Genomic DNA, 24,296 nt, shown 5'->3' on the forward strand with positions numbered 1-24,296 from the left:
CTCCCGAACGTTAACATTCGGGAGGTTGTCCAGTGCGGAAGAAGGGACTCGAACCCCCACGCCTTGCGGCGCCAGATCCTAAGTCTGGTGCGGCTACCAATTACGCCACTTCCGCATTAGGATTTTTTATGATGACGTAAAGATAAAATCGAAATTTATATTTTGCAAGTGTTTTCTTTGCATTCTATAGATTAAATGCAGATCATGCTGTTTATGAATAAGATATTTTTTGCGTGCTCTAGTTGCCTTCTATACGAAGATCTATCTGGTTGTAGTCCGATTTTATAAAAAAAACAATACCGCCTGTTTTAAAATTTTGTTTTCCTTTATACTTAGAAGCTGATCCATAGAAATCAATATTAGTCATGCTTATATAGAGTCTTCGCAGATTGCCATTAAGATTTATTATAGTACTGTTTCCTAAAAGCTTCAGGAGTAAATAACGTGTATTTTTTGATAAATTTGATAAAATATGATGTGTCAAAAAAATTGAGTTTCATTCCTATTGTTGCTACAGAAAGTTCAAAATTTACTAACATCCTTTTTGCCTCGAGCAATACTCTATTACGTATGATTTCTCCAGCTGACATATTAATCTGGTCTTTGCAGATAAAATTCAAATGATTCGAAGTGATGTAAAGCAGGGCTGCATAATCTTTAGGAAGTCTAACATCTTTAAAGTTCTCCTCGATCAGATTCAGAAATTGTTTCATTAAGACAGAGTTATAACTTGTTTTAGTCAAAATTGGTGATTCAGAATTTACCTCTCTACTGGATAAGACAAATAGTTTAAGCATATTTGCTGTAATAGCTACAGACGTAAAATCTAAATGATTATCCCATTCTTTTAAAATTTCTTCAAAAATAGTAACGGCTTTAGGGCGGCTATTTTTCTGCAGTTTTAGCATTTGACCACTAGCGAAAATATTAAAGAAGGGAAATCGACTATATGAATTGTACAATACAGCAAAAAAGAAAACCGATAAGAGTATTCCACTTAGAATAATTGCTCGTAATTCGTATTTATCCATTATTAAAATAATTAAGTGCGGTCTATCTGAATATAATAAACACTAAACCATGCAAGGGCCGTCAAAATGAATAGGACGACCATAAATGCAATGGTTCCATAAGGTTTAAATTGTTCATCATTTGTGCTTTTAGTATCCATCATATTGATCTTTTTAAATTTCTATGCAAAGCTATCGGGCATAGCAATTTTTATCAAGGTACAATCGAGACCTTAAATAGTACTATTCATGGAGAATCAAAAAAGAAGATGATCATATCCTTTTTTTATACCAATCGTGATGCTGAGCTGCGCGAATACACTATTTATGGAGAGAAAAGAATAAATATCTATTATTTCTTAGTTTAAATTATAGGATAGTTTGCATTCTTAACAGGAGGGTGTGGTTTTAGTGATGTATTTTATGGTAATTTTTTCGGATCGCCCCATTTATCTTATATTTGGCATCTTGTTTTTCTTGATCAATACAGTTCTTAGGTTTATTCACTTTTAGGCAGACCTATAAAATCTTAAAGTTAATGATCTGAAAATTAGTTAGAAAATAGACCCGTCAATATTCCTGATGATCTACCGTTTAGTGAGGGAAGTATTTGTAAATAAAATTTAAAAAGCGATATATACGATGAAATATATGAAGTATATGGTCTGTGCAAGTCTACTCGTGTTTTTAGGCTGTGCTTCCAAAAAAGATATCCAAAATGATTCTTATGCAAAATTTGTTAATCCATTTATTGGCACAGATTTTACAGGAAATACCTATCCCGGAGCGCAGGTTCCTTTTGGTATGGTGCAGTTAAGTCCTGACAATGGTTTACCAGGCTGGGACCGTATCTCGGGTTATTTCTATCCGGATAGCACCATCGCCGGTTTTAGTCATACACACCTGAGTGGTACAGGAGCAGGAGATCTCTATGATATCTCCTTTATGCCCGTTACCCTTCCTTATAAGGAGGCAGAGGCTCCATTAGGTATTCATTCCAAATTCACCCATAAGGCTGAACAGGCGCATGCTGGTTATTATCAAGTAAAACTTACAGATTACGATATCAACGTTGAATTGACAGCAACCCCTCGTTGCGGTATTCAACGCTATACTTTCCCAGAAGCAGAGGCTGCTGTATTTTTAGATCTCAGGAAAGCCATGAACTGGGACGCAACAGTCGATTCCCATATTGAAGTAGTCGATTCAGTCACGATCCGCGGTTATCGATTTTCTGAAGGCTGGGCGAGAGGACAACGTGTCTATTTCGAAACACGCTTTTCAAGACCATTTTCTGCCGTACACCTTGATAGTACTGGGATATTATCCGTGACAGATACCATCACAAAAGTGACTAAACGGATCGGTACAGCTTTTAAAGCTCGATTTGATTTTAAAACAGCTGAAGGAGACCAGATCACATTGAGTACAGCGCTTTCCGGAGTGAGTATGGAAGGAGCGTCTAACAACTTAAAAGCAGAGGTGCCAAAGGATGATTTTGAGTATTATCTTGCGCAGGCCGAAAAAAATTGGAATGATGAACTTGGGAAGATTGCTATACAGACGACAGATCAAGATTCTCGTGTGAAATTTTATACCGCACTATACCATAGTATGTTAGCACCTACCATATTTGGAGATGTGGATGGATCTTACTTTGGTGCTGATCAAAAAACGCATAAAGCTGAAAATTGGACCAACTACAGCACATTTTCATTGTGGGATACTTATAGGGCATCACATCCATTATTTACGATAACCGATCCTCATCGTGTCAATGACATGATTAAGTCCTTTCTTGCCTTTTACGAGCAACATGGTCGTTTACCGGTATGGAATATCTATGGAAGCGAAACCGATATGATGATCGGACACCATGCCATACCCGTTATCGTAGATGCCTATTTAAAAGGTATCGGCGACTTTGACGTCAATAAAGCACTTGAAGCTGGTGTCGCTTCGGCAAATACCGATGCTTATAGGGGAGTAGGTCTGTATAAAAAACTGGGCTATGTTCCCTATGATGTTGCAGATCAATATAATGCAGAAAACTGGTCCTTATCCCGCACATTGGAATATGCTTTCGATGATCATTGTATTGCAGTAATGGCAAGTAAGATGGGAAAAGAGGATATTGCAGCAACATTTTTGACCAGATCAAAAAATTATAAAAATGTCTATAATCCGGCAACGTCGTTTATGCAGCCCCGCCATAGTCATGGTCAGTTCATAAGACCATTTGATCCCGAAGATTATAGCGAACATATTTGTGAAAGTAACGCATGGCAATATTTTTGGTCGGTACAGCATGATATTCCAGGCTTGATCAATTTGGTAGGTGGCCAAGAACGCTTTGCGCAAAAGCTTGATAGCATGTTTACTTTCCACCCTTCAGATACGACCAAGCTGCCTATTTTTAGTACAGGCATGATTGGACAGTATGCACATGGCAATGAGCCGAGCCATCATGCTTTATATCTATTCAACGCTGCCGGGCAGCCTTGGAAAACACAGCAGTACGCAGCCGAGGTAATGGAAAAGCTATATATGAATAATCCTTCTGGTCTCAGTGGCAATGAAGATTGTGGGCAGATGTCTGCTTGGTATGTATTCAGTGCATTAGGTTTTTATCCAGTAGATCCTGTCAGTGGCAGATATGAGATTGGTACGCCGCTTTTTGAGCATAGTGAAATTACACTTGCTAACGGTAAGAAATTTACAGTCAAAGCCAATCACGTCAGTAAACAGAACATTTATATCCAATCGGTTTCAATAGATGGCAAACCACTTGAAACCAGTTATATTACGCATCAGCAAATAATGTCGGGAGTGACGTTGGTATTCGAAATGGGAAACAAACCAGGTCCGGTGTGGTATAAGAAATAATCGGGTGCAGCAGCACCGTTTTAATGTAGAGCGTTGCAAAAAGCAATTAACTTTTTGCAGCGCTTTTATATGGTATAACCAGTTTACACATTAACAATCATTCCGCTTCCACCAATTACTTTTATTCCAGAGGAGAATGCTTTCCAAACCCGGATGTAACGAAACTTGCTTTCAAAATCATCTCCACCGTAATTGCCTGTCAATTCTAGGGTCAAGGTAATCACGGCCGTATCATCGATGATATTTAGATGTTCAACATGAGGAATAAGGTTCCTGATCATTAGATTACCATCACGATAGCTTTGTAGATCCATTTCCTTTGTGATAACGGCTCCACTTGGAATGACAAAAAGTAAATCATCGTGCAATAGTTCCTCAAGCACATTTATATCACGATCTTTGATCGCGCCATATAGCTTGTTTTCCTGACTTAAAATATCTGCTTTTGTCATGGGTTATAATTTTTCTGGGGCGCACTTATATGATTAGTATTTGATCTACTAATTTAATCAATTTATATTAAAGCTTTCAGTAAACACCACTTTATTTATAAATGTTTCTTCTACATTTATAAATAAAGTATTACCTTTAACATTCAAATAACCATTACTTGAATAATCCTATGTTGCGTTTATACACTTGTAATTTTAATTATTTAATTTGCACAATCATCAGATGCAGTCTTGTTGGCGTTCTATTTTTCACATCTTATTCCATTACTTTTGGACAAGATCTCTCTTTATCGAGTTCAGATCGGAAACTAGTGGTCAACTCAAGTAGTGCAAATAAGGGTCTGTTTTATCGATGTACAATAGGAGGAGCGGAGACGTTAGAAGATATTAATGATACCAAACTATTGGAATGTAAGCAGCCAGTGGCACTAAAAAAAGAGAAAACAATTGAATTGACATTACATCCCCACGGTGGAGCTTTACTGTTTGGATAGTCGAAATTTTATAAACTTATTGCAAGAGGAGGGGAGGTTATGAAGAATTTGTTGATTGTCATTTTTTCATTGTGGCAATTTAGCCTAGCTCTTGGGCAGCCCAATCATGTTCGTTTTTTCTCCCTTCAAGATGGACTGACCAATCAACAAGTTTTAGATGTCGTCCACGATGAGGATGGCTATTTATGGGTAGCAACAGAATTGGGCTTAAATCGGTTTGCCGGTAAGGCTTTCAAATCGTATTATACTTCAGATAACCAAGATGGCCGTTCAATCAACAGTAACGAGATCAATACGCTCTTATACGACGATCAAAAAATATATATCGGGACACGATCCAATGGTTTAAACGTATTGGACCTCCATACCAACAAATTTTCCTATTATTTGCATGATCCGGCCGATCCAAAATCTATTGCTACAAATGATATAACAGACATTATCAAAAGTAAAAATGGTAATTTATGGATAGCGACCTATCATCAAGGTCTACAGCATTTTGATCCCATTAAAAAAGAATTTAGACGCTATAATAGAAAAAATTTCCCTAAGCTTCCTGAAAATAGCATCTGGTCACTCGTAGAAGATAAAAAAAATACACTTTATATCGGTCATGTCAATAAAGGGCTCTCTATCTTAGACCCCACAACTGGTGTACTTAAGCATCTGACAAGTCAAAACACAGCGAATCAATTGGCTGACAATGAAGTCAAAATACTGTATTGTGATCGATATGATAATATATGGATTGGAACAAGAAAAGGACTGTCCATTTATCATCCTTTAACAGGTCACATACAGCATATTCCGCTAGCCAAATTAGCGAAAAATGGAAGAGAGCCATTCATTTATACGATTAAAGAAATTGGAGATGAGATTTGGATCGGAAGCGAATCTTCTCAGCTTTTTATTGTGCAGCCCACATACCGAGTTGACAAGCAAGTAGCGGGTATGAAGCACCTTCAGCTATTTGATGTAGGCAAAGGAAATAATGTCATGATACAGCATATTTCTTCCGATCGCTTTGGCAATATCTGGCTAGGCTTGTATGGTGGCGGGTTAGGTTTTGTGAGCCATCTAGCTCCATTCTTCTATGTTTTTCCAGATCCATCAACATCCACTCCTATCGCAACAGTCAGCAGTATTGTAGAAAGGAATGAACAAACGATGTTTCTTTCTACAGAAGGGACAGGACTAGTTCAGATGGACAAAAAGGGAAAACTATTAAGCCATATTGGACAGAAAAATGGCGATCCAGATGATTATATATTGACCTCATTCAAAGATCATAATCAAAATATTTGGATAGGTATACGCAGGGGCGGTGTGGCTGTCCAACGGCCAAATACAAATACTTGGCATGACATTGACTTGGGGGAACAAGCAACCGATGTTCGTGCGATTTTAGAAGATCATCACGGACACATCTGGATTGCAGCCCTGCAAGGCATCTTTATTTACAACCCCCATCGTAGTACCGTAGAGAAATTACTCATCAATAAACCCATGATGGGAGATTATGCACCTCGCGCCCTGGTAGAAGACGACCGTGGAAACATGTGGGTAGGCACATACGGACAGGGACTGTATATCTTTGATTCCAATCGAAAATTACTTCAAAATATAACAAACCATACTGGGCTCCGAAGCAATACGGTTAACGATTTATTGCGTGACAAGCATCATAATATTTGGGTCGCAACAAATAGCGGGATTGTTTTTCAGCATGCACAAAAGGAAATCGGAAAACTGGATATACTCACTCCACCAGGAGCAGATGCTTGGTTATTTATCAATGCAATAGCAGAAGACCAACATGGAAATATATGGTGTTCGACTAAGTCGGGTTTGATGCGTTATTTACCATTAGAAAAACAGTTTCTACAGTATGATCAGGCGTTTGGTTTGCCTCTCGGAGGTTTTATCAATGGAAGTGTCGGTCAAGATCACAATGGACATTTATATTTCGGGATGCAAGAAGGCATTTCTTATTTTGATCCCAAAGATATTCCATTGAGCCTTCCGACATCGCCAGTCCGCATAAGTCGATTTATTGTCTTTAGGTCAGGTGAATCCAATACTACAGTAGATAAATATCCCTCTCAGCAGCAAGAGATCAATTTAAGCCACGAAGAAAATAGTTTCCGAGTAGAACTGGCCGTGATGGATTTTGCTTTGCATGGATTGGTTGAATTTAGTTATCAGTTGCAAGGCCTGAACAATGATTGGATTTTTTTAGGAAATGAGACTAATTTGGATTTTCGTAATATTCCTTATGGCGAGCATGAGCTGATCATTCGTACTCGCATGAGAAATGGCCAGTGGTCCAATGATTATCAGCGTTTGTTGGTTAAGATTGCACCGCCAATTTATTTGAGTTTACCGGCTAAGATCTTGTATTTCGGCATTCTCGCAAGTATACTGTATGTCTTGATTTTCTTTTACAATAAAAAGCTGAAAGCAGAGTCCGAGCTTAAGCTCAAGGAGAGGCAACACGAACAGGATCAAAAACTATATACCGAGCGGATCAACTTTTATACCCATATCACCCATGAACTGCGCACCCCTTTAACATTAATTTTAGGACCGCTTGATGATTTAGCCGATGAAAAGCAGCTTTCAGCAAAAAATAAAGGATTAGTACTTGCTGTTCAGAAAAGTGCCAACAGGCTTTTTACTTTAGTTAATCAGCTTTTAGAATTTAGAAAAATAGAATCTCAATATAAACCGTTAGTACTCGGAGAAGGGTATTTGGCAGAGATGCTCCATGAACTCGTCGAGAAGTATAAACTGTTGAACAGTAAAAAAGATCTCCAAGTGATCTCCAGATTGCCAGATCCCGATATCCGAACTTTATTTGACGCCGAGATTGTTCAGCTTATTGTAGAGAACTTATTGTCAAATGCCTATAAGTATAGTGAAAAGGGAAATATTGAAGTCAGTCTTTATTATGAAAAAAATCAATTAGTCAACTGGGCAGTATTGACAGTCTCCGATACAGGATGTGGAATTTCAGCAAAAAATATCGATTCAATCTTTGATAAGTTTTATCAGGTATCAAGACCTGGAGTGCAAGGTACTGGTATCGGTCTGGCCATGGTCAAAGAATTGATTGCGATTCATCAGGGCAAAATTAATGTAGACAGCACCGAAGGCGTAGGCACGACCTTTACAGTACGATTTTTAGCAAACCATGTTATTGTCGAAAAAGAAGAAGAGCCAACTGCCAACTGGGATCAGGAAAATGTTGAAATAGAAAGCGTACGTCCGCTACTTCTATTGGTCGAAGATGACCCTGATCTACGGGATTATCTAGGTGATATCCTACAGACACATTATGAAGTCTTACGAGCAGAAAACGGCTTGAGCGGATTTAAAATCGCAAAAGAGCAAGTTCCAGATTTGCTCATAAGCGATATTATGATGCCCGATATGGATGGCTTTCAATTGGCTGAAAAATTAAAAGAAGATCGGGTCACGAGTCATATCCCCTTAATTCTGTTGACCGCTAAAGACACCGATTTAGATCGACAGCGCGGCTATGACTTAGGAATAGATTCCTACCTGACCAAACCGATCGGACGAACATTACTGTTTAAACGTATAGACAATTTATTACGTAAGCAGAAGAATATGTATGCAACTATTTTACAAAAGATAAAAGCCGATACGTTCGAAAGCCAGCCTTCAGAACAAGCGATGCCTAAAGAAGATCTTTGGCGGGAAAATATTTTTGTGCAAGACTTTGCAAAGATCGTGGAGCAGCATATGCAAGATGAGGTGCTTGATGCCACTACATTAGCAGAGAGAATGAACATGAGTCAATCCACCTTGTATCGAAAACTCAAAGGGATAACAGGTAAAAATATCAATCAGCTTGTGCGTAAGATACGAATTCATAAAGCCGCCGAATTGCTCCTTTCGGGACATTACAATGTCACTGAGGTCTCTTTTATGGTAGGCATCAATAGTGCCATTTATTTCCGGCAATGCTTCAAAGAAGAATTTGGAAAGCTCCCTTCCGAATACCAAAAATCAACGATCAATAGCAAAAAAGCTTAAAATTAGAAAATCTGTCTCAGATGTTCTAAAAACGTATATTTTGACCGAAAAACATATGTTAATTGACGGATTTATATATGGTCAGACTGCTCAAAATGGGCTAAGTTTGACCTTATAATTCAATTATAAATCTAGTTAAGAGCCGCAGCGATGCAATTTATATAACCCATATAAATTATGATTAACCATCCTGATGTATTTGCTGACTAGATTCATTTATTTACTGTTTAATTAGTATAACTATTTATGAACAACCTAAAAATTGTTTCTGTTTATGCCATGTTGAGCGTTGCGCCAGCTTTGGTATATGCTCAAGGAAAGATTACGGGGCAGGTTACAAACAAATCAAATGAGCCTATTCTAGGAGCGAGTGTTATTGTTGAAGGCGGAACGAATGGAACCACCACAGACAAGTCGGGTAAATTTGAACTGAATGCCAATAAAGGTGTTCTCGTCGTATCTTATATTGGGTACAAAACGCAGAGAATACCATTAGATGGTACGACAAATCTCAAGATTCAGCTGGACAATGATGACCATGTCTTAGAAGATGTCGTTGTTGTCGGTTACGGAACACAGCGCAAAGCGACGTTAACCGGATCTATTTCCGAAGTGAAAGGTAAAGATCTTGTTAAAAGTCCCCAACCCAATTTATCTAATTCCCTAGCAGGACGCTTTTCAGGAGTGGTCATCAACAACCGTAGCGGTGAACCCGGATATGACGGATCTTCAATTACAGTACGTGGACAAGCAACAACAGGAAATAATGATGTCCTAGTTGTCGTAGATGGAGTACCCGGGCAAGTAGGAGGGTTAGAACGGTTAGATCCAAATGATATTGAGAGTATCTCCGTACTCAAAGATGCTTCAGCAGCAATCTATGGTAACCGTGCCGCCAATGGGGTTATTCTAGTCACAACAAAAAAAGGAAAAAGCGGTAAACCATCCATATCCTATAGTGGAAATTTGGGCTTAAGTTCCCCAACCCGATTGCCAAAGATGGCAGATGCGGCCACTTATGCCCTATTGAGAAATGAGATAGCTCAAGGCACCAATGAAGCAGGAGGCATGAATCAAATTTATTCCGAAGATCAGATCAAATGGTTTAAAGATGGTTCCAATCCACTCTTGTATCCCAATACAAATTGGGCAGATGTCACATTGAAAAATACCGCCCTTCAAAGTCAACATAATCTATCGGTTTCAGGAGGCAAAGAAGACGTTCGTTATTTCATGTCTCTAGGATCAGTATATCAAGATGGTTTGTTCAAAGAAGGAGTGACAAAATATAAGCAGTATAACTTCCGTTCCAATCTAGAAGCAGATGTTACAGAACGTTTAAAAGTTGGTTTATCCCTCGCCGGAAGACAGGAAAGTAGAAAATTTCCAACGGCATCGGCTGGAGATATTTTTAGATCCATCTATCGTGCATATCCTACAGTAAATGCATTTTACCCCAATGGATTACCATCAAGAGGTATTGAAGGAACAAATCCAGCCGTAATCGCAACAGACAAAGGCGGTACAGTAGATAATCCAAAGCAAGTGTTCAACGGGATCTTACGAGCAAGTTATAAATTACCTTGGGTAGAAGGTCTATCTGTAGACGGTTTCCTCTCGGTGGATAAATCGATGAATTTTAGCAAAAACTTCAGTGTACCTTATGTTTTATATGATTACATTCAATCAGAAGATAAGTATAAAGAATCCATTGTAGGAGGAAATAACAATAAAGCGACCTTGACTGAGTCCCACACAAATGAATCGTTGATTACCAACAACATTAAATTGAATTTTGAACGAAAATTTGGATCACATTCAATCAGTGCGTTTGTTGGGTATGAGCAAAGTAAAGGGCATTTAGAATATTTTGATGCGCAGCGTTTCAATTATCTGTCGACCAAATTGCCAGAACTGTCACAAGGAGGATCTGCTGCTACAGATTACCTAAATTCGGGTTATAGTACAAATTATACCCGTAGAAGTATCATTAGCCGTGTCGCCTACAACTTTAGCGAAAAGTATTTATTTGAAGGACAGCTTCGGGCAGATGGATCATCCATATTTCCAGAAGGAAAAAAATGGGGATATTTCCCATCCGTCTCAGCAGGTTGGCGTGTAAGTAAAGAAGACTGGTTTGCTGATCAAATAGGTTTCTTTGATGATCTCAAGATCAGAGCTTCTTATGGTACTTTAGGAAATGACAATGTAAAAGGATTTCAATACTATGATAACTATACCTTAGTAGGAAATGGCTTTGTTGCACTGCTGGACGATAAAAGTCAAATCGAGCCCAATGTGAAACTGGCAAAATTAGCAAATCCAGCCATCACTTGGGAAGTATCTAAAAAACTGGACATCGGTTTGAATGCACAGTTCTTAAAAAACTTTACTATTGAAGCGATTTATTTTCAACAGAAAAGATCAGATATCTTAACAGAAAGAAATGCATCGATTCCAGCAATATCAGGTATCGTCAATCCATATAAAGAAAGTAGTTCCACACCTCTTGTACCTTCAGAAAATATCGGTAAGGTCAACAGTTCAGGTGTTGAAGGAACCTTGACTTATCAAAAATCAGGAGACTTTAGCTGGGGTGCATCAGGTAATATTACTTACGCAAAAAGCAAAATTATATTCATCGATGAAGCCAGCGGTACCCTTGACTATCAACGTCAAACAGGGAGACCACTAGGGACATATTTGCTCTACAATGCAATAGGACTCAACAGATCAACAGAAGATCTTGCTGGATCACCTCAAGCAAAAGGTGCTCAGATCGGAGATTTGATCTACGAAGATTTCAATAATGACGGTAAGATCAGTGCAGATGATATGTACCGTTCAAAATATGGTAACATTCCACAGATCACTTATGGGTTCAATCTAAATGCGGCCTATAAAAATTTCGATGCTTCCATTTTATTTGCAGGTCAAGCCAAGGTTAGCCAATATGTACTTCCCGAGTCCGGTACCGTAGGAAATTTTTACAGCACATGGGCAGACAATCGTTTTCATGCCATCGGCAATCCGCAAGGAACATATCCAAAAGTATCTGACCGAGCATCTTCGGCTGTCAGTGGCGGACAGTACAATAATACCTTTTGGTTAAATGATGCCTCTTTTTTACGATTGAAGAATGTTGAGATCGGATATTCACTTTCAAGTGATGTATTATCAAGATTAAAATTGGGAGGTCTACGCTTTTATGTCAACGGATTCAATCTATTGACCTTTACAAAAGTAAAAGATTACGATCCCGAGGGAAACAGTGGAAGCGGTCAGTTTTATCCGCAACAGCGCATAATTAATTTTGGTGCAAATTTAAAATTCTAAAAAGGTTTAACAATGAAATCATTACATAAATATATCGCATTATTAGGCTTAGGAGCTATTATTTTGTCCGCCTGTAATAAAAATCTGCTGGAAGTGACCGCTACGGATCGAATCTCTACAGATGCCATCGAAAGCGATACTGCAGTCCTCGAAGCTTTTATCATGAATAGGTATCTGGGGGAGAAAATTATATCCAATGAAGCAGACGGCACAAATCCAGGTTTTGGACGTGGATTTGAATATTCATTATGGTCATCCGTCACAGACGAATCGATATACACCAATGATGACGCAACTTGGGTTGTACTACGTGGACAGCTATCCCCTGAAAATACCGGTGCTACAGGATCAATTTGGGCACGTAGCTACCGCAGTATCAGAGAATGCAATTATGCCAAAAAAGTGTTGGCCAATATCACCATGAGCGCAACACATAAACGTCATCTCGAAGGTGAACTTCAATTTATACGCGCCTTCAGATACCATGATTTGATTCGCAATTTTGGACGTGTTGTTTTGATGGGAGATACCGTATACGGTTTAAATGATGATCTAACCAAAGCAAGTCTGTTTGAAAGAAAATCGATCCAAGAAAGCATGGATTATGTCATTAAAGAATTAAATGAAGCAATTGAAAAATTGCCAGCAGACAATCATCAAGCAACTTGGGTAGCTGGTCGAGCGACCAAAGGAGCAGCGATGGCATTAAAGTCCAGATTACTACTGTACGCAGCAAGTCCACTTTATAATGCAGGAACATGGGCAGACGCCGCAAAAGCAGCGCAGGATTTGATTTCGCTCAATAAATATAGCCTGTTTACAGGTGGTTATCGAGAATTATTTTTAACAGATCGTAACCCCGAAACTATTTTTGCACGCTATTATACCAAAAATGCCAACCATGTGCATTTAGAAATCGCCAATGGCCCCAATGGTTATGGCGGTTGGGGAGGCAACACACCATTTCAAAATTTAGTCGATGCGTATGCCATGAAAAATGGACAAGTTCCATTCAATGAAGATGGCACAGTAAACACCGCTTCCGGCTATAATCCAAACAATCCTTATGTCGATCGTGATCCTCGTTTTGATGCGACCATTTTATACAATGGATCCATTTACAGAGGACGCGCTGTTGAAACTTTTACACCAAAAGGTCAAGACAGTCAAGAGGGTAATGACAACTGGAACACATCCAAAACAGGATATTACCTGCGTAAATTTATGAATGACGCATATCCATTGCAAAATCCTTGGGGAAATGCAGGATTCCAGCCTTGGAATTATTTCAGGTATGCCGAGATTTTATTGAATTATGCAGAAGCAGCAAATGAAGCCTATGGACCAGATGTTCTTCCAGCTGGAGGTACGCTGACTGCAAGACAGGCATTAAATCAAGTGCGTGCTAGACCATCAGTTGAAATGCCGGCGATAACCGGCGGAACATCAAAAGACGAATTTAGAAAGCATGTACGCTATGAACGCCGTGTAGAATTAGCATTTGAAGAACATCGCTTCTATGATGTCAGACGATGGAAAATTGCGATGGTCACTGAAAATGTTCCAGCATACGGTGTGACGATCACAAAAGATGCAAATGGCTTTGTCTATAAACGCAAAGAAGCCATCTCCGGACGTTCATTTGAGGAAAAACATTATTGGCTTCCGATACCACGTTCCGAAATCTTATCTTCAAATGGGCAGTTGGAACAAAATCCATCCTATTAGTCCATTTAGTTGAAGGTAGATAGGTATGCATGTTTGAGAAATGATACATTTCAGGCATGCATACCTATCTCTTTAAATTTTATTTTATAAAGAAAAACAGATCATATACATGCGGTTTACAATTATAACATTCTTATTGATCAACATTGCAGCAAGTGTCTTTGCACAAGGATATAAGTACGGTCCTGCAGACAAAGATTTTGCTGGTTATTTATTTGCGTATTTCAAAGGAAATGCGGTAGAAGACGAAGCAGTATGTTTTGCTATCAGTACCGACGGTTATACTTATCGGGCATTAAACAACAATCAGCCAGTCCTAGATTCAAAGAAAATCAGCAAAACAGGTGGAGTGCGCGATCCACATATCCTTCGTGGAGAGGATGGTAAAACTTTTTACATGGTCATTACCGATATGACCTCATCTACTGGTTGGGATTCCAATAGGGGGATGATCCTCTTAACATCCCAGGACCTGACAAACTGGAGCCATTCGCGCATTGACATACAAGAGCGCTTTAAAGGTCAAGAAGATCTCAAAAGAGTATGGGCACCACAGACCATATTCGATCCGGCAGTTGGAAAATATATGGTTTATTGGTCTATGCAGCATGGTGCAGGAGCTGATATTATCTACTATGCGTATGCAAATAAGGAATTTACAGATTTCGAAGCAGAACCAAAAGTACTTTATCTTCCCAAAAATGGCAAATCATGTATCGATGGAGATATAATATTGAAAAATGGACTATTCTATCTCTTTTATAAAACCGAAGGCCATGGCAATGGCATAAAACTAGCAATAACAGATTCCCTGACTTCAGGAAAGTGGATAGAACAGCCCGGTTACAAACAGCAGACCAAAGATGCGGTAGAAGGATCGAGCGTTTTTAAATTAAATCATTCCGATCAGTACATCTTAATGTATGATGTATATGGAGTAGGCAAATATCAGTTTTGCGTATCCGAAGACCTTGATCATTTTAAAGTTATAGACCATGAGATCGATATGGATTTCCATCCAAGACATGGATCCATCATACCCGTTTCAAGACAAGAACTATTAAATCTGACGGCGAAGTGGGGGACACCAAAAGGAATAAATCTAACATTTAAGAAAAATCCCATATTAGATGGTTTTTATGCTGACCCTGATGTGTTATATTCCAATAAAACCAACGCATATTATATCTATCCCACTAGCGATGGCTTTGATGGTTGGGGCGGTCATTATTTCAAAACTTTTTCATCTTCAGACCTCAAAAACTGGAAGGATGAGGGCGTCATTTTAGATCTAAAAAAAGATGTGCCTTGGGGACCCCGTCATGCATGGGCACCTACCATTACCGAAAAAAAGATCAAGGGAGACTACAAGTATTACTATTACTTCACTGCTGCGCAAAAAATAGGAGTTGCAGTATCCGATCTTCCGACAGGACCATTCAAAGATTCAGGCAAACCTCTGATTGATTTCAAACCCGCAGGAATAAAAGGAGGGCAAGAGATAGATCCAGCAGTATTCAATGACCCCAAGTCGGGCAAAAGTTATCTGTACTGGGGAAATGGATATCTTGCCGTAGCAGAACTTAATAAAGATATGATCTCCATTAAGAAAAATACCGTCAAGGTACTTACACCTGATAAAACCTTTCGCGAAGGCATATATGTATTTTATCGTCATGGAATTTATTACTTTATGTGGTCGGAGGAAGATACCCGTAGCGAAAATTACCGTGTACGTTATGGAACATCCAATTCACCTGATGGTCCCATAACGATTCCACAACATAATTTGATATTACAAAAAGATGCAGCTCAGGGTATTTACGGTACAGGGCATAATTCGGTATTACAGATACCCGGAACTGACGAATGGTATATCCTCTATCACCGGTTTAACTACCCTGATGGTATCAATATGGGCGATGCTGCAGGCTACAACCGTGAAGTGTGTATGGATCGTTTATATTTTGATGCACGGGGCGCCGTTATACCAGTTATTCCCACACATTAGTACATTACTTAGCATAAAAAAGTACCATGATAAAATCATTCAAAAATATCACCCTTTTACTGGCTTCCTTAAGTATAGGATGCAGTTTAGGGTATGCCCAGCCAGGATTTGGTGTCGCACAACGTATCAATACAGAGTGGCGGTTTCACCTGGGAGATACCGACGGTCAGCTTTCAAAAGACCAACATGATCGTGCTTGGAGCAAGGTCCAGTTGCCGCATGATTGGAGCGTCAAATATCCATTGAGCCCAAGCTTAGCAAGTGCAACAGGCTATTTGCCAGGAGGTATTGGCTGGTATCAAAAACAATTATCAGTACCGGTGGAAGATCAAGGTAAAAAAATCTTTCTTTACTTTGAAGGCGTTTACAACAGAAGTGAAGTTTTCATAAACGGAAAATCAATCGGCAAACGACCAAATGGATACATTTCATTTTCGTACGACATTACACCCTATATCGAGTTTGGAAAAACCAATACAGTTTCAGTCCGCGTAGACCATAGCCAAAGTGCAGATTCGCGCTGGTATACCGGATCAGGTATTTATCGTGATGTCTGGATCGTAAAATCCAATCCCATCCATATCGATCAGTGGGGTGTATACGCCTATCCGGAGTTGAAATCAGGAAAAGGTAGCTTACATAGCGAAGTCACCGTGGTCAACAGTCAAAATACGAGTAGTCCCATTTTTATAAAACAAGAGTTGATCGATCTCAATAGCAAAATCGTAGCACAGAAATCGCATAAGCTAACATTAGCTGCATCTGATAGAGCCACCATTCAGCAACAGCTTTCTGTTGCAAATCCACAACTATGGAGCTTGGCCAATCCGGTACAGTACACGTTGAAGACCACGATCTGGCAAAACGGTCAGTTGATCGACCAGTCCGAAGTCAAGACCGGTTTCCGTACCTTCACATTCGATCCCAACAAAGGTTTCGCTTTAAATGGAGAGTGGATGAAAGTAAAAGGAGTCTGTATTCATCATGATGCCGGAGTCTTAGGCGCAGAAGTATATCCAGAGGTGTGGAGACAACGATTGCTCACCTTAAAATCACTTGGTGTCAACGCCATTCGGACCAGTCATAATCCGCAGGCCACTTCCCTTTATACCTTATGTGACGAACTGGGTTTACTCGTCATGAATGAAGCATTTGACGAATGGGAGTTTCCTAAAAGAAAATGGTTGCAAGGTTGGAATTTTGGCACACCCGGTTTTCAGGGAACCTACGATTTTTTTGAAGAGTGGGGAGAAAGAGATCTGGCCGATATGGTCAAACGAGATCGAAATCACCTTTCGATCTTTGCCTGGAGTATAGGCAATGAAGTCGATTATCCCAACGATCCCTATTCACATCCCATTCTTGGAGGAGAGAAAACGGAGGGCGGCTTTACCCAGGCCTCTTATGGAGGATATAAAAAAGATGCTCCAGACGCCATGCGCTTAGGTGATATCGCTAAAAAACTGGTAGCAGTCGTCAAAAAATATGACAGCAGTAGACCGGTTACAGCGGGCTTGGCAGGAGTCGCGATGTCTAATTAAACAGCATATCCAACAGCACTTGATATTGCAGGGTACAATTACACCGAAAGCAAATATCAGGAAGATCACCAGCGCTATCCAAAACGTATTATTTTCGGTAGTGAAAATAGGCATGATATGGCAGCATGGCAGGCTGTGCGCGACCAAGAGTATATATTTGGACAGTTTTTATGGACAGGCATAGATTATTTAGGAGAGTCAGGAAGGTGGCCTTCACGCGGGTTTTATTCAGGTTTGTTGGATTTTGCCGGATTTATCAAGCCTCGCGGTTACTTTCGTAAAGCTTTATGGTCAGATACACCCACCGCTTATCTAGGAACATATCCATTGAGCGGTCGCGCAGGAGCGACAGATGTCTGGTCCGCTTTAGAGGCAGAAGAAGGAAAACGCAAAAATGAAGCACCTTCGATGGATGCTTGGCCAATTTGGAATTATCAAGAAGGACAACAGATAAGAGTGGTCTGCTATACCAATAGTGCACATGCACGACTGGAATTAAATGGACAACTTGTAGGCCAAGAAAAGACCTATGATGATCGATCGGGAATTATCTTTTGGGATATCCCTTATGCAGCAGGAAGGCTTGAAGTTGTTGGATTAGATCAAGATCACAAAGAAATCGTGCGACATGCTATCCAGTCAAGTCAGCGTCCAGCAGCTATCCAATCCACCCGAGTTGGAGATCCTAAGGTACACCATGATGGCGTTATTCAAATTGCTTTACAGATTGTTGATGAGCAGGGTATCCCGGTGGTGCTTTCCGAAGATGAGATCACATGTGATATCGTTGGAAATGGAAAACTATTGGGTATGGAAGCAGGAAACAATGCTGACATGGGAGATTATACAGATAATAAACAACGAGTTTATCATGGCAAAATGATTGTCTACATTCAAGCATCCGGAAAATCAGGAGATCAGATTGACGTAAGATTTACCGCACCTTGGTTAAAATCAGCACGTGTACAATACACCATTAACTAAGATGTATGCAGCAGAAGAGGATCAGTATATGGATCCTCTTCTGCTGTATTGATCTGTTTTTGCCTGTTTCATATTTTCTTGTTTTGGTATTAGATCCAGAGTTATGAAATAGATAGGCAGAGTCACTGTTTCTGAAAGATTTGCATTAACGGTTGTACAGCTTCAAATAGCATTAATTTTAAAAAGGAGGAAGATTAAACATTCCGCGAATGAATGGATTTAGCAAATCGGGCAGTTATAAAATATGCTACCAATAAATTTGGAACCCAACATAACCATGAAACAATCATATAAGCAATTATAAAGTTTTGGAAAAAAGTTATAAATATTAGTAGCCAAATCCGTAAAGTAACGGCAGAAAAACAAAGAGCATAGCTATAAATCATCTTCTTTTCTACATTCCCCTTAATGGATAGCTATGTCCATAAATTTAATAGAAAAACGAAGTAAGAGATAAAAAATTTATATAAAAGTAGTTTACCTATATCTATCTATACCTTTGCGTCTATTTTATCTTTGTATTTATGAACTTCTTCATTTCTTCTGTGTTAGTGGTGGCAATGGGCTCGAACCTATAGTCCTAAAAATACGGAAAGGTTAGTAGGTGCTTTTTAACCAAGGAGTGTTAAGACAAGTTAAATAATTACATAACAAAAAAACGCTTGAATCTGAGAAATTCAAGCGTTTTTAATCTAACCAATTATTAACCTAATTTATGAATTTGTTATGCTACATTTTTTGTGCCAAGTTTGATTATTATATAATCAACCAAAATACAATCATAGCATATTATATATTTTTTCAGATACATCAGCAATTCAAAATTTTGAGATACTCTTATTTTGTTTTTAGCCTATCCAAACTGTCTTTTCCAATTGACCTTTAGATTGGTATACTTCTGATTGGCTTCTGCCTCTTTCCATTTTTTATAAAATATATCAGCGGCCATTTTTTTCTCAGGATCTCTGGTTCCGCGTGCCAGTTGCTGTTAGTTCTTTTCTTTATCATATTTTTTACTGCCTTTATAATTAAAATACCTTCTAGCCCTAGTAAAACCCATCTGCAGATGTTTCCTTGCCATATCTGCACCCACAAAATCACCATGTTCTAGATAATTAATAAACATTGCAAAAATCTTATTTGAACTTTCCATGGCAATTTCTGAGTTTTTAAATCGCCAAAACTTTCCGATCTTCGTTTTGTAGGGTTCACAGATCAATACGCCCAGTTCCGCTTTTCCAACTTGATATTTTTCTGGGTGTAACCGATAATTAATGTCTGGCTTTCATACATAATCTGCAGATCTGAAATTTAAATAGCTTGGTTTGTCATTGCTCATCGCAATGAACAAACAAACAGATTTGCAATTCGTTTTATCGATTTTTTGATAAAAACATGATGATCCAAATTGCTGTTTCCATTTATTATTCAACAACTTTATCGTTTTGATTGCAAGACAGCAAGAAATATGATGAGCACACGCATCTGCTTGCTATTACCGCAAAGTATCGTGCCCCTTGACCTAGCGGATTGTGATCAGATTCCTTCGTGAAGAAGGGAATATTCCCGTTCTTTAACATATGATAAGTTTAACTTGAATGGCATTCATGATTGCTTCGCAGTTCCACGAGCAAATGCAGTACCGACTCCAGCATTCACCTGCAGAACAATACCTTTAAGTAGTGGGAAATCTACCAATAGTATTGGATTAATTCGATTTCCCTAAAATAATAGCTGTAGATATAGCAAATTATAATGAGTCCTAATTTCCATGACATTGACTCCAATATGGGATGATGTCAAATATTGCAACGAATAATAAGGAATCCTAATGTTCATTTTGACTTTATTGACTTATCAAATGTTGATGAATTAGTAAGAAAAGCAAATTACAATAAATCGGCTCAATAAACTGGAAAATAAAATCAATTTTTTAAGGGCGTGTAACATAGAGATCAATTCCTAAGATTAACCCCAAATCTTTCAAAAAAAGATTCTTTATATACTTCACCCAGTGGAATTTCATCTTCTCCCAGATAGATAGTGTGATGATCGAAAGAGGCGATATGATTCACGTTGACCACATAAGATTTACCCACTCGGTGGAAAATGCTTTCGGGGATTTTTAGATGGATGGTCTTTAGGTTCATTGCAGTGATCAGTTTCTGACATGTGGTATGCAACACGACATAATCCTTTAGCCCTTCAATAAATTTAATATCGGCATACATCACCTTATGGAATTTTCTATCCGCTTTGATTAATATAAATTCGGAAGTGCTAGATGCTATTACGTTTTTTTGTTGATCGTTTGCGAGTAGTTGATGGTATAATTTTGCCTTCTCTATGGCTTTAGCTAATCTGGTCTTTATAATCGGCTTCAACAAATAATCAATCGCATCCAATTCGTAGCTTTTTAAAGCATATTGCGGATAAGAGGTGGTGAAAATCACCAGTGTTTCCTTAGGCAGGTTTTCTGCAAATTCTATCCCTGATATCAGAGGCATTTCGATATCCAAAAATATCAGATCAACTTTTTGGTCTTTCAGGTATAATTGTGCTGCAGGCACATTGGAGAAGCTACCCGATAGCTCCAGGTCCGACACCTCCAGTATCAAGGTTTCCATTTCAGCTCTTGCCAAAGGCTCGTCTTCTATGACTATATAATTCATAAGGGTATACTTAGTTTGACGGTATGATTATAATCATCGTCTATGGTTTGAAGTCGGCAGTCATCTCCGTAGAGGAGTTCCAGCCGCCGCCGTATGTTTGCTAGTCCGATGCCCCCTGGCTTTTTGTTCATTCTATTGCTGTATACAGGATCTTTTGAATTGGCACAAGTGATGCATAGCCTGTTGTCTATTTTTTCAAAGTGAATGTTGATATAGGACTCTTCCAGCCCGATAGATACACTATGTTTAACCGCATTTTCTACAAAAATAGTAAATAAATTGGGCGGTATTAATAGGGTATTGATTTCCTCTTGAGGGATATCTGTAGTAATGGAGGTATTAAAATTTTCACGTCTGGTTTTTTCGAGCTCGATCAAATTGGTGAGAAAATTTAATTCTGACTTGAAAAAAGTTTTATCCGCCGTGTTCTCGTACAACTGGTAGCGTAAAAAATCGGATAATTTGAAAATCATACTCTCGGCCTTTTGCGTGTCGGTCCGCATCGTGACTTTGATCCCATTGAGCATATTAAAAAGGAAATGCGGTGATATCTGATTTCGGAGTATATCCATCTCGATGGCGACAGAGTTATCTTTTAACTCGTTGATTTCCGCATTATCCAACGTCCATCGCTGAAAAAGCTTAATCATCGTGGTCACCAAGATAATAGGGATTAAGGACATCAGTGCGTCATAAAATCCCGTACGATAAGAATCTGTTGACTTTTCGAAATTTATGTCGGATGGAATTTGCCGAAGTAGCCAAGAGATTGAAAGCAAAAAAACAAATACCAATAAGAACAACAGGATGAAATAACCAATATAATGTCCCCTGAAAAATAATCGAGGTACAAGTATGTAAATATTTGCGTAGCTCATCATCATCATACCTGTATACACGGTGGCGAGATTATAATATTGATATGGACTTGGAATATCCCTTATCCAATAGGAAAATGCCAGCAATATCAAAACGCCTGTCAATAGACACAGATGTCTTGCCAACCTGTATCGGTTTTCCACCATAAAGTGGCTTACTTTTATGACCTTCATTTTAGGCTTACTATTCATATCAAAACATGATGGATTATTGTGTTTGTATAACAAATATACGCTCAAACCTTGCGCTATACATCTATTATTATACAAAATAACCTCGTTTTTATACGAAAATTGTGTGCAGGAGTTTTTTGTATAATTTCTGGCAGGCTTGGTATAATTAAAAAAGTCCCAGTCCTCCTTATTAGTTTCTTTGTAGAATATTATCGTAATAAAGGATTTTTGGAGGTGGTAAAATTGAAATTCTCCTCCATTTCAAAAGCACCTTGAGTATATGGAAATAATAAAAAAAATGATATTGTTGGCTGTGCTGTGTTTTTTATCCTCAAAGGCACAATCACAAACTGCGGATACACTATCGCAAAAGCAAAAACTTCAGGATACGACCAATATGAGGCGTAATGCTTTGGCTTATGCCTCTCGGCAATTCGCTATGGTTCGACCTTTCCATGTTGAATTCAGTCAAGTCGCTCCTTATAGATACACACCTCAAAGAGATGGCGTCACCCTTTCCGAGAACAAGGTTTCTACCTATCATCAGATAAAAGCCAATGCCAATTTGTATTTTTTAGCAAAGAAGAAGTTGATACTAGGAGCAACTTTTTCATATCGGTATATCACTGCTGAAAATAACTTTACAATACCATCTAGCGGGCTTATGAGAACCGTGAAGGATGATTTTACGTACCATTCCACTTCTCTCAACTTCACCTATGTTTCCAAGATATTCAATAAACCCTTCGTTTTAAATACCAGTCTCGTTGTTGACGGAAGCGCGAAACATTTTGAAAGGCTAAAAGGATTAGCCATTGGTACTATTGTGCTTAAAGCGGATAAGCAAACGAAATTAATGGCCGGTATCTTGGTGAATGTGGATCCGAGTACGGAACTACCTTTGCTTCCAATGATTACGTATGAACGTAAATTGACTAACGGGATGATGATTGATTTGATGATGCCTAAGCAGTTGCTTGTTCGAAAGCAGGTCTTGAGTCGGGGCAGAATTTCGCTGGGAACAGAACTTGACCGAAACGGTTTTTATCCATACAATATAAATGAGCAGATGCCTTCGCAGAGATATGAATACAGACAGATTGAACTTGATAATGGGTTGATATATGAACACCTGATTGGAGATTATCTCATATTGACCGCCCGAACAGGAGCAAAATGGATAGCTATCAGCCGGTTGTTTGAAAAAGAGAAAACGTTTAGTAAAGAGTGGTTAGAAATCGCTGCGAAGCCCACCGCTTATTTTAATTTAGGAATTTCCTTCAATCCTTTTGCAAAGAAAATGTTAGCCAAATCATATATTAAATAATTTAAAATGCGAAACGTAAAGATTTTCAGTACAGATATAGAAAATGTAACTCAGGTCAATCATATCCGTGTAGCCATCTGCTCGCTATTTCCTCACAGTATCGTGACCGTTGACCTGGAGGATTGCGATCAGGTACTTCGGGTAGAGGGGAATATTCCCAGCAGTGAATATATGATAAGTTTACTCTCCAAGTTAGGGTTTCGTTGCCAAGAGCTAGAATGACGATAAAGAGATTACTCTTCCAGCTATATACCCTTCAAAAGCATTTGCAAATACCTATTCAGTGATAAACTATACATTACAGGCATTACTGCTAAAACAAATGACCGAAACCAATTGAGTACACTCCATTGATGGAAGGCTTTTTGAATTAATGTTATATCTTGCATATCCCCAAAAAGAATCTCATTTAGGGGTAAGAAAAATACGAAGGTAAGTAAGTCGTTCAATAGGATTGCGACTAATGCGGTCACATGATACCAACGTATTTTCTTGTCGGTTTTCCAAAATCGAATAACGCAGTTGATACCGATAATGTGTACCAATGGCGCATTGAATTTGAAAAAATCAGCCGGACTTTTAAAAGCAAAATAGTTTCTGGCAACATCAATAGATTGCGGAAGCTGGTGACCCCAATTGGGCGCATCAACGAAAGAATGATACAGGTTCACAAACAGTAATCCGCTGCTTATCACAATAGCCATATGCAGTACAAAAATTTTAATGTTCATATTTTAAAAT

Annotated in this window: 17 protein-coding genes, 1 tRNA gene and 1 pseudogene; 10 read left to right on the plus strand and 9 right to left on the minus strand. The window is 38.8% G+C overall.

Features of this window, described 5'->3' with window-relative positions:
- Positions 1–33: 33 nt before the first annotated feature.
- From B3P23_RS02535 to B3P23_RS02545, 3 genes are all read right to left on the minus strand, one after another.
- Positions 34–115 (minus strand) — tRNA-Leu (locus tag B3P23_RS02535).
- A 280-nt stretch (positions 116–395) separates the two neighbouring features.
- A complete protein-coding gene (locus B3P23_RS02540; protein ID WP_293924276.1) occupies positions 396–1,031 on the minus strand; it encodes a helix-turn-helix domain-containing protein in 636 nt (211 codons plus the stop codon).
- Between the two features lie 11 nt (positions 1,032–1,042).
- Positions 1,043–1,174 (minus strand): hypothetical protein, encoded by a 132-nt coding sequence (locus B3P23_RS02545; RefSeq protein ID WP_293924278.1) that lies wholly within the window; start codon positions 1,172–1,174, stop codon positions 1,043–1,045.
- Positions 1,175–1,652: 478 nt separating this feature from the next.
- Between B3P23_RS02545 and B3P23_RS02550 the strand changes: the two genes are divergently transcribed.
- Positions 1,653–3,896: a GH92 family glycosyl hydrolase gene (locus tag B3P23_RS02550; protein WP_293924280.1), complete on the plus strand. Its 2,244-nt coding sequence runs from the start codon at positions 1,653–1,655 to the stop codon at positions 3,894–3,896.
- A gap of 83 nt (positions 3,897–3,979) precedes the next feature.
- Here B3P23_RS02550 and B3P23_RS02555 read toward each other — a convergent pair whose 3' ends face one another.
- A complete protein-coding gene (locus tag B3P23_RS02555) occupies positions 3,980–4,348 on the minus strand; it encodes a nuclear transport factor 2 family protein (RefSeq protein ID WP_045754563.1) in 369 nt (122 codons plus the stop codon).
- A 170-nt stretch (positions 4,349–4,518) separates the two neighbouring features.
- On the opposite strand from B3P23_RS02555, the gene B3P23_RS02560 reads away from it, so the two are divergent.
- The 7 genes from B3P23_RS02560 to B3P23_RS02590 all read left to right on the plus strand — a co-directional run bounded on the left by B3P23_RS02560 (position 4,519) and on the right by B3P23_RS02590 (position 18,504).
- Positions 4,519–4,842 (plus strand): hypothetical protein, encoded by a 324-nt coding sequence (locus tag B3P23_RS02560; RefSeq protein WP_248755885.1) that lies wholly within the window; start codon positions 4,519–4,521, stop codon positions 4,840–4,842.
- Between the two features lie 39 nt (positions 4,843–4,881).
- Positions 4,882–8,904, plus strand: coding sequence for a hybrid sensor histidine kinase/response regulator transcription factor (locus B3P23_RS02565; RefSeq protein ID WP_293924285.1), 4,023 nt, complete (start codon positions 4,882–4,884; stop codon positions 8,902–8,904).
- A gap of 246 nt (positions 8,905–9,150) precedes the next feature.
- A complete protein-coding gene (locus tag B3P23_RS02570; RefSeq protein ID WP_293924287.1) occupies positions 9,151–12,240 on the plus strand; it encodes a SusC/RagA family TonB-linked outer membrane protein in 3,090 nt (1,029 codons plus the stop codon).
- A 12-nt stretch (positions 12,241–12,252) separates the two neighbouring features.
- On the plus strand, positions 12,253–13,968 hold the full coding sequence (locus B3P23_RS02575; RefSeq protein WP_293924288.1) for a RagB/SusD family nutrient uptake outer membrane protein: 1,716 nt from the start codon (positions 12,253–12,255) through the stop codon (positions 13,966–13,968).
- Positions 13,969–14,077: 109 nt separating this feature from the next.
- On the plus strand, positions 14,078–15,979 hold the full coding sequence (locus tag B3P23_RS02580; protein ID WP_293924289.1) for a family 43 glycosylhydrolase: 1,902 nt from the start codon (positions 14,078–14,080) through the stop codon (positions 15,977–15,979).
- Between the two features lie 26 nt (positions 15,980–16,005).
- Positions 16,006–17,520, plus strand: coding sequence for a sugar-binding domain-containing protein (locus B3P23_RS02585; RefSeq protein WP_293924291.1), 1,515 nt, complete (start codon positions 16,006–16,008; stop codon positions 17,518–17,520).
- Positions 17,521–17,637: 117 nt separating this feature from the next.
- A complete protein-coding gene (locus B3P23_RS02590) occupies positions 17,638–18,504 on the plus strand; it encodes a DUF4982 domain-containing protein (RefSeq protein ID WP_293924292.1) in 867 nt (288 codons plus the stop codon).
- 194 nt (positions 18,505–18,698) lie between these two features.
- On the opposite strand, the gene B3P23_RS02595 is transcribed toward B3P23_RS02590, so the two are convergent.
- The 4 genes and pseudogenes from B3P23_RS02595 to B3P23_RS02610 form a co-directional block, all read right to left on the minus strand.
- Positions 18,699–18,890, minus strand: a complete 192-nt coding sequence (locus tag B3P23_RS02595) for a DUF2306 domain-containing protein (protein WP_293924294.1) — start codon at positions 18,888–18,890, stop codon at positions 18,699–18,701.
- 467 nt (positions 18,891–19,357) lie between these two features.
- Positions 19,358–19,780 (minus strand): annotated as a pseudogene (locus B3P23_RS02600) (DUF4385 family protein).
- A gap of 679 nt (positions 19,781–20,459) precedes the next feature.
- Positions 20,460–21,176 carry a LytR/AlgR family response regulator transcription factor gene (locus tag B3P23_RS02605; RefSeq protein WP_293924295.1) on the minus strand — a complete coding sequence of 239 codons (717 nt, stop codon included), beginning with the start codon at positions 21,174–21,176 and terminating at the stop codon, positions 20,460–20,462.
- Positions 21,173–22,246: a sensor histidine kinase gene (locus B3P23_RS02610; RefSeq protein WP_293924297.1), complete on the minus strand. Its 1,074-nt coding sequence runs from the start codon at positions 22,244–22,246 to the stop codon at positions 21,173–21,175. The genes B3P23_RS02605 and B3P23_RS02610 overlap by 4 nt, the downstream gene beginning before the upstream one ends.
- A 280-nt stretch (positions 22,247–22,526) precedes the next feature.
- On the opposite strand from B3P23_RS02610, the gene B3P23_RS02615 reads away from it, so the two are divergent.
- Positions 22,527–23,555: a hypothetical protein gene (locus B3P23_RS02615; RefSeq protein ID WP_293924298.1), complete on the plus strand. Its 1,029-nt coding sequence runs from the start codon at positions 22,527–22,529 to the stop codon at positions 23,553–23,555.
- Between the two features lie 6 nt (positions 23,556–23,561).
- Positions 23,562–23,777: a hypothetical protein gene (locus tag B3P23_RS02620; RefSeq protein ID WP_260948657.1), complete on the plus strand. Its 216-nt coding sequence runs from the start codon at positions 23,562–23,564 to the stop codon at positions 23,775–23,777.
- A 23-nt stretch (positions 23,778–23,800) separates the two neighbouring features.
- On the opposite strand, the gene B3P23_RS02625 is transcribed toward B3P23_RS02620, so the two are convergent.
- Complete coding sequence (locus B3P23_RS02625; protein WP_293924300.1) at positions 23,801–24,286, minus strand: hypothetical protein; 486 nt, start codon at positions 24,284–24,286, stop codon at positions 23,801–23,803.
- Positions 24,287–24,296 lie beyond the last annotated feature (10 nt).

The organism is Sphingobacterium sp. UBA6320 (assembly GCF_002440335.1).
Lineage (GTDB): Bacteria > Bacteroidota > Bacteroidia > Sphingobacteriales > Sphingobacteriaceae > Sphingobacterium.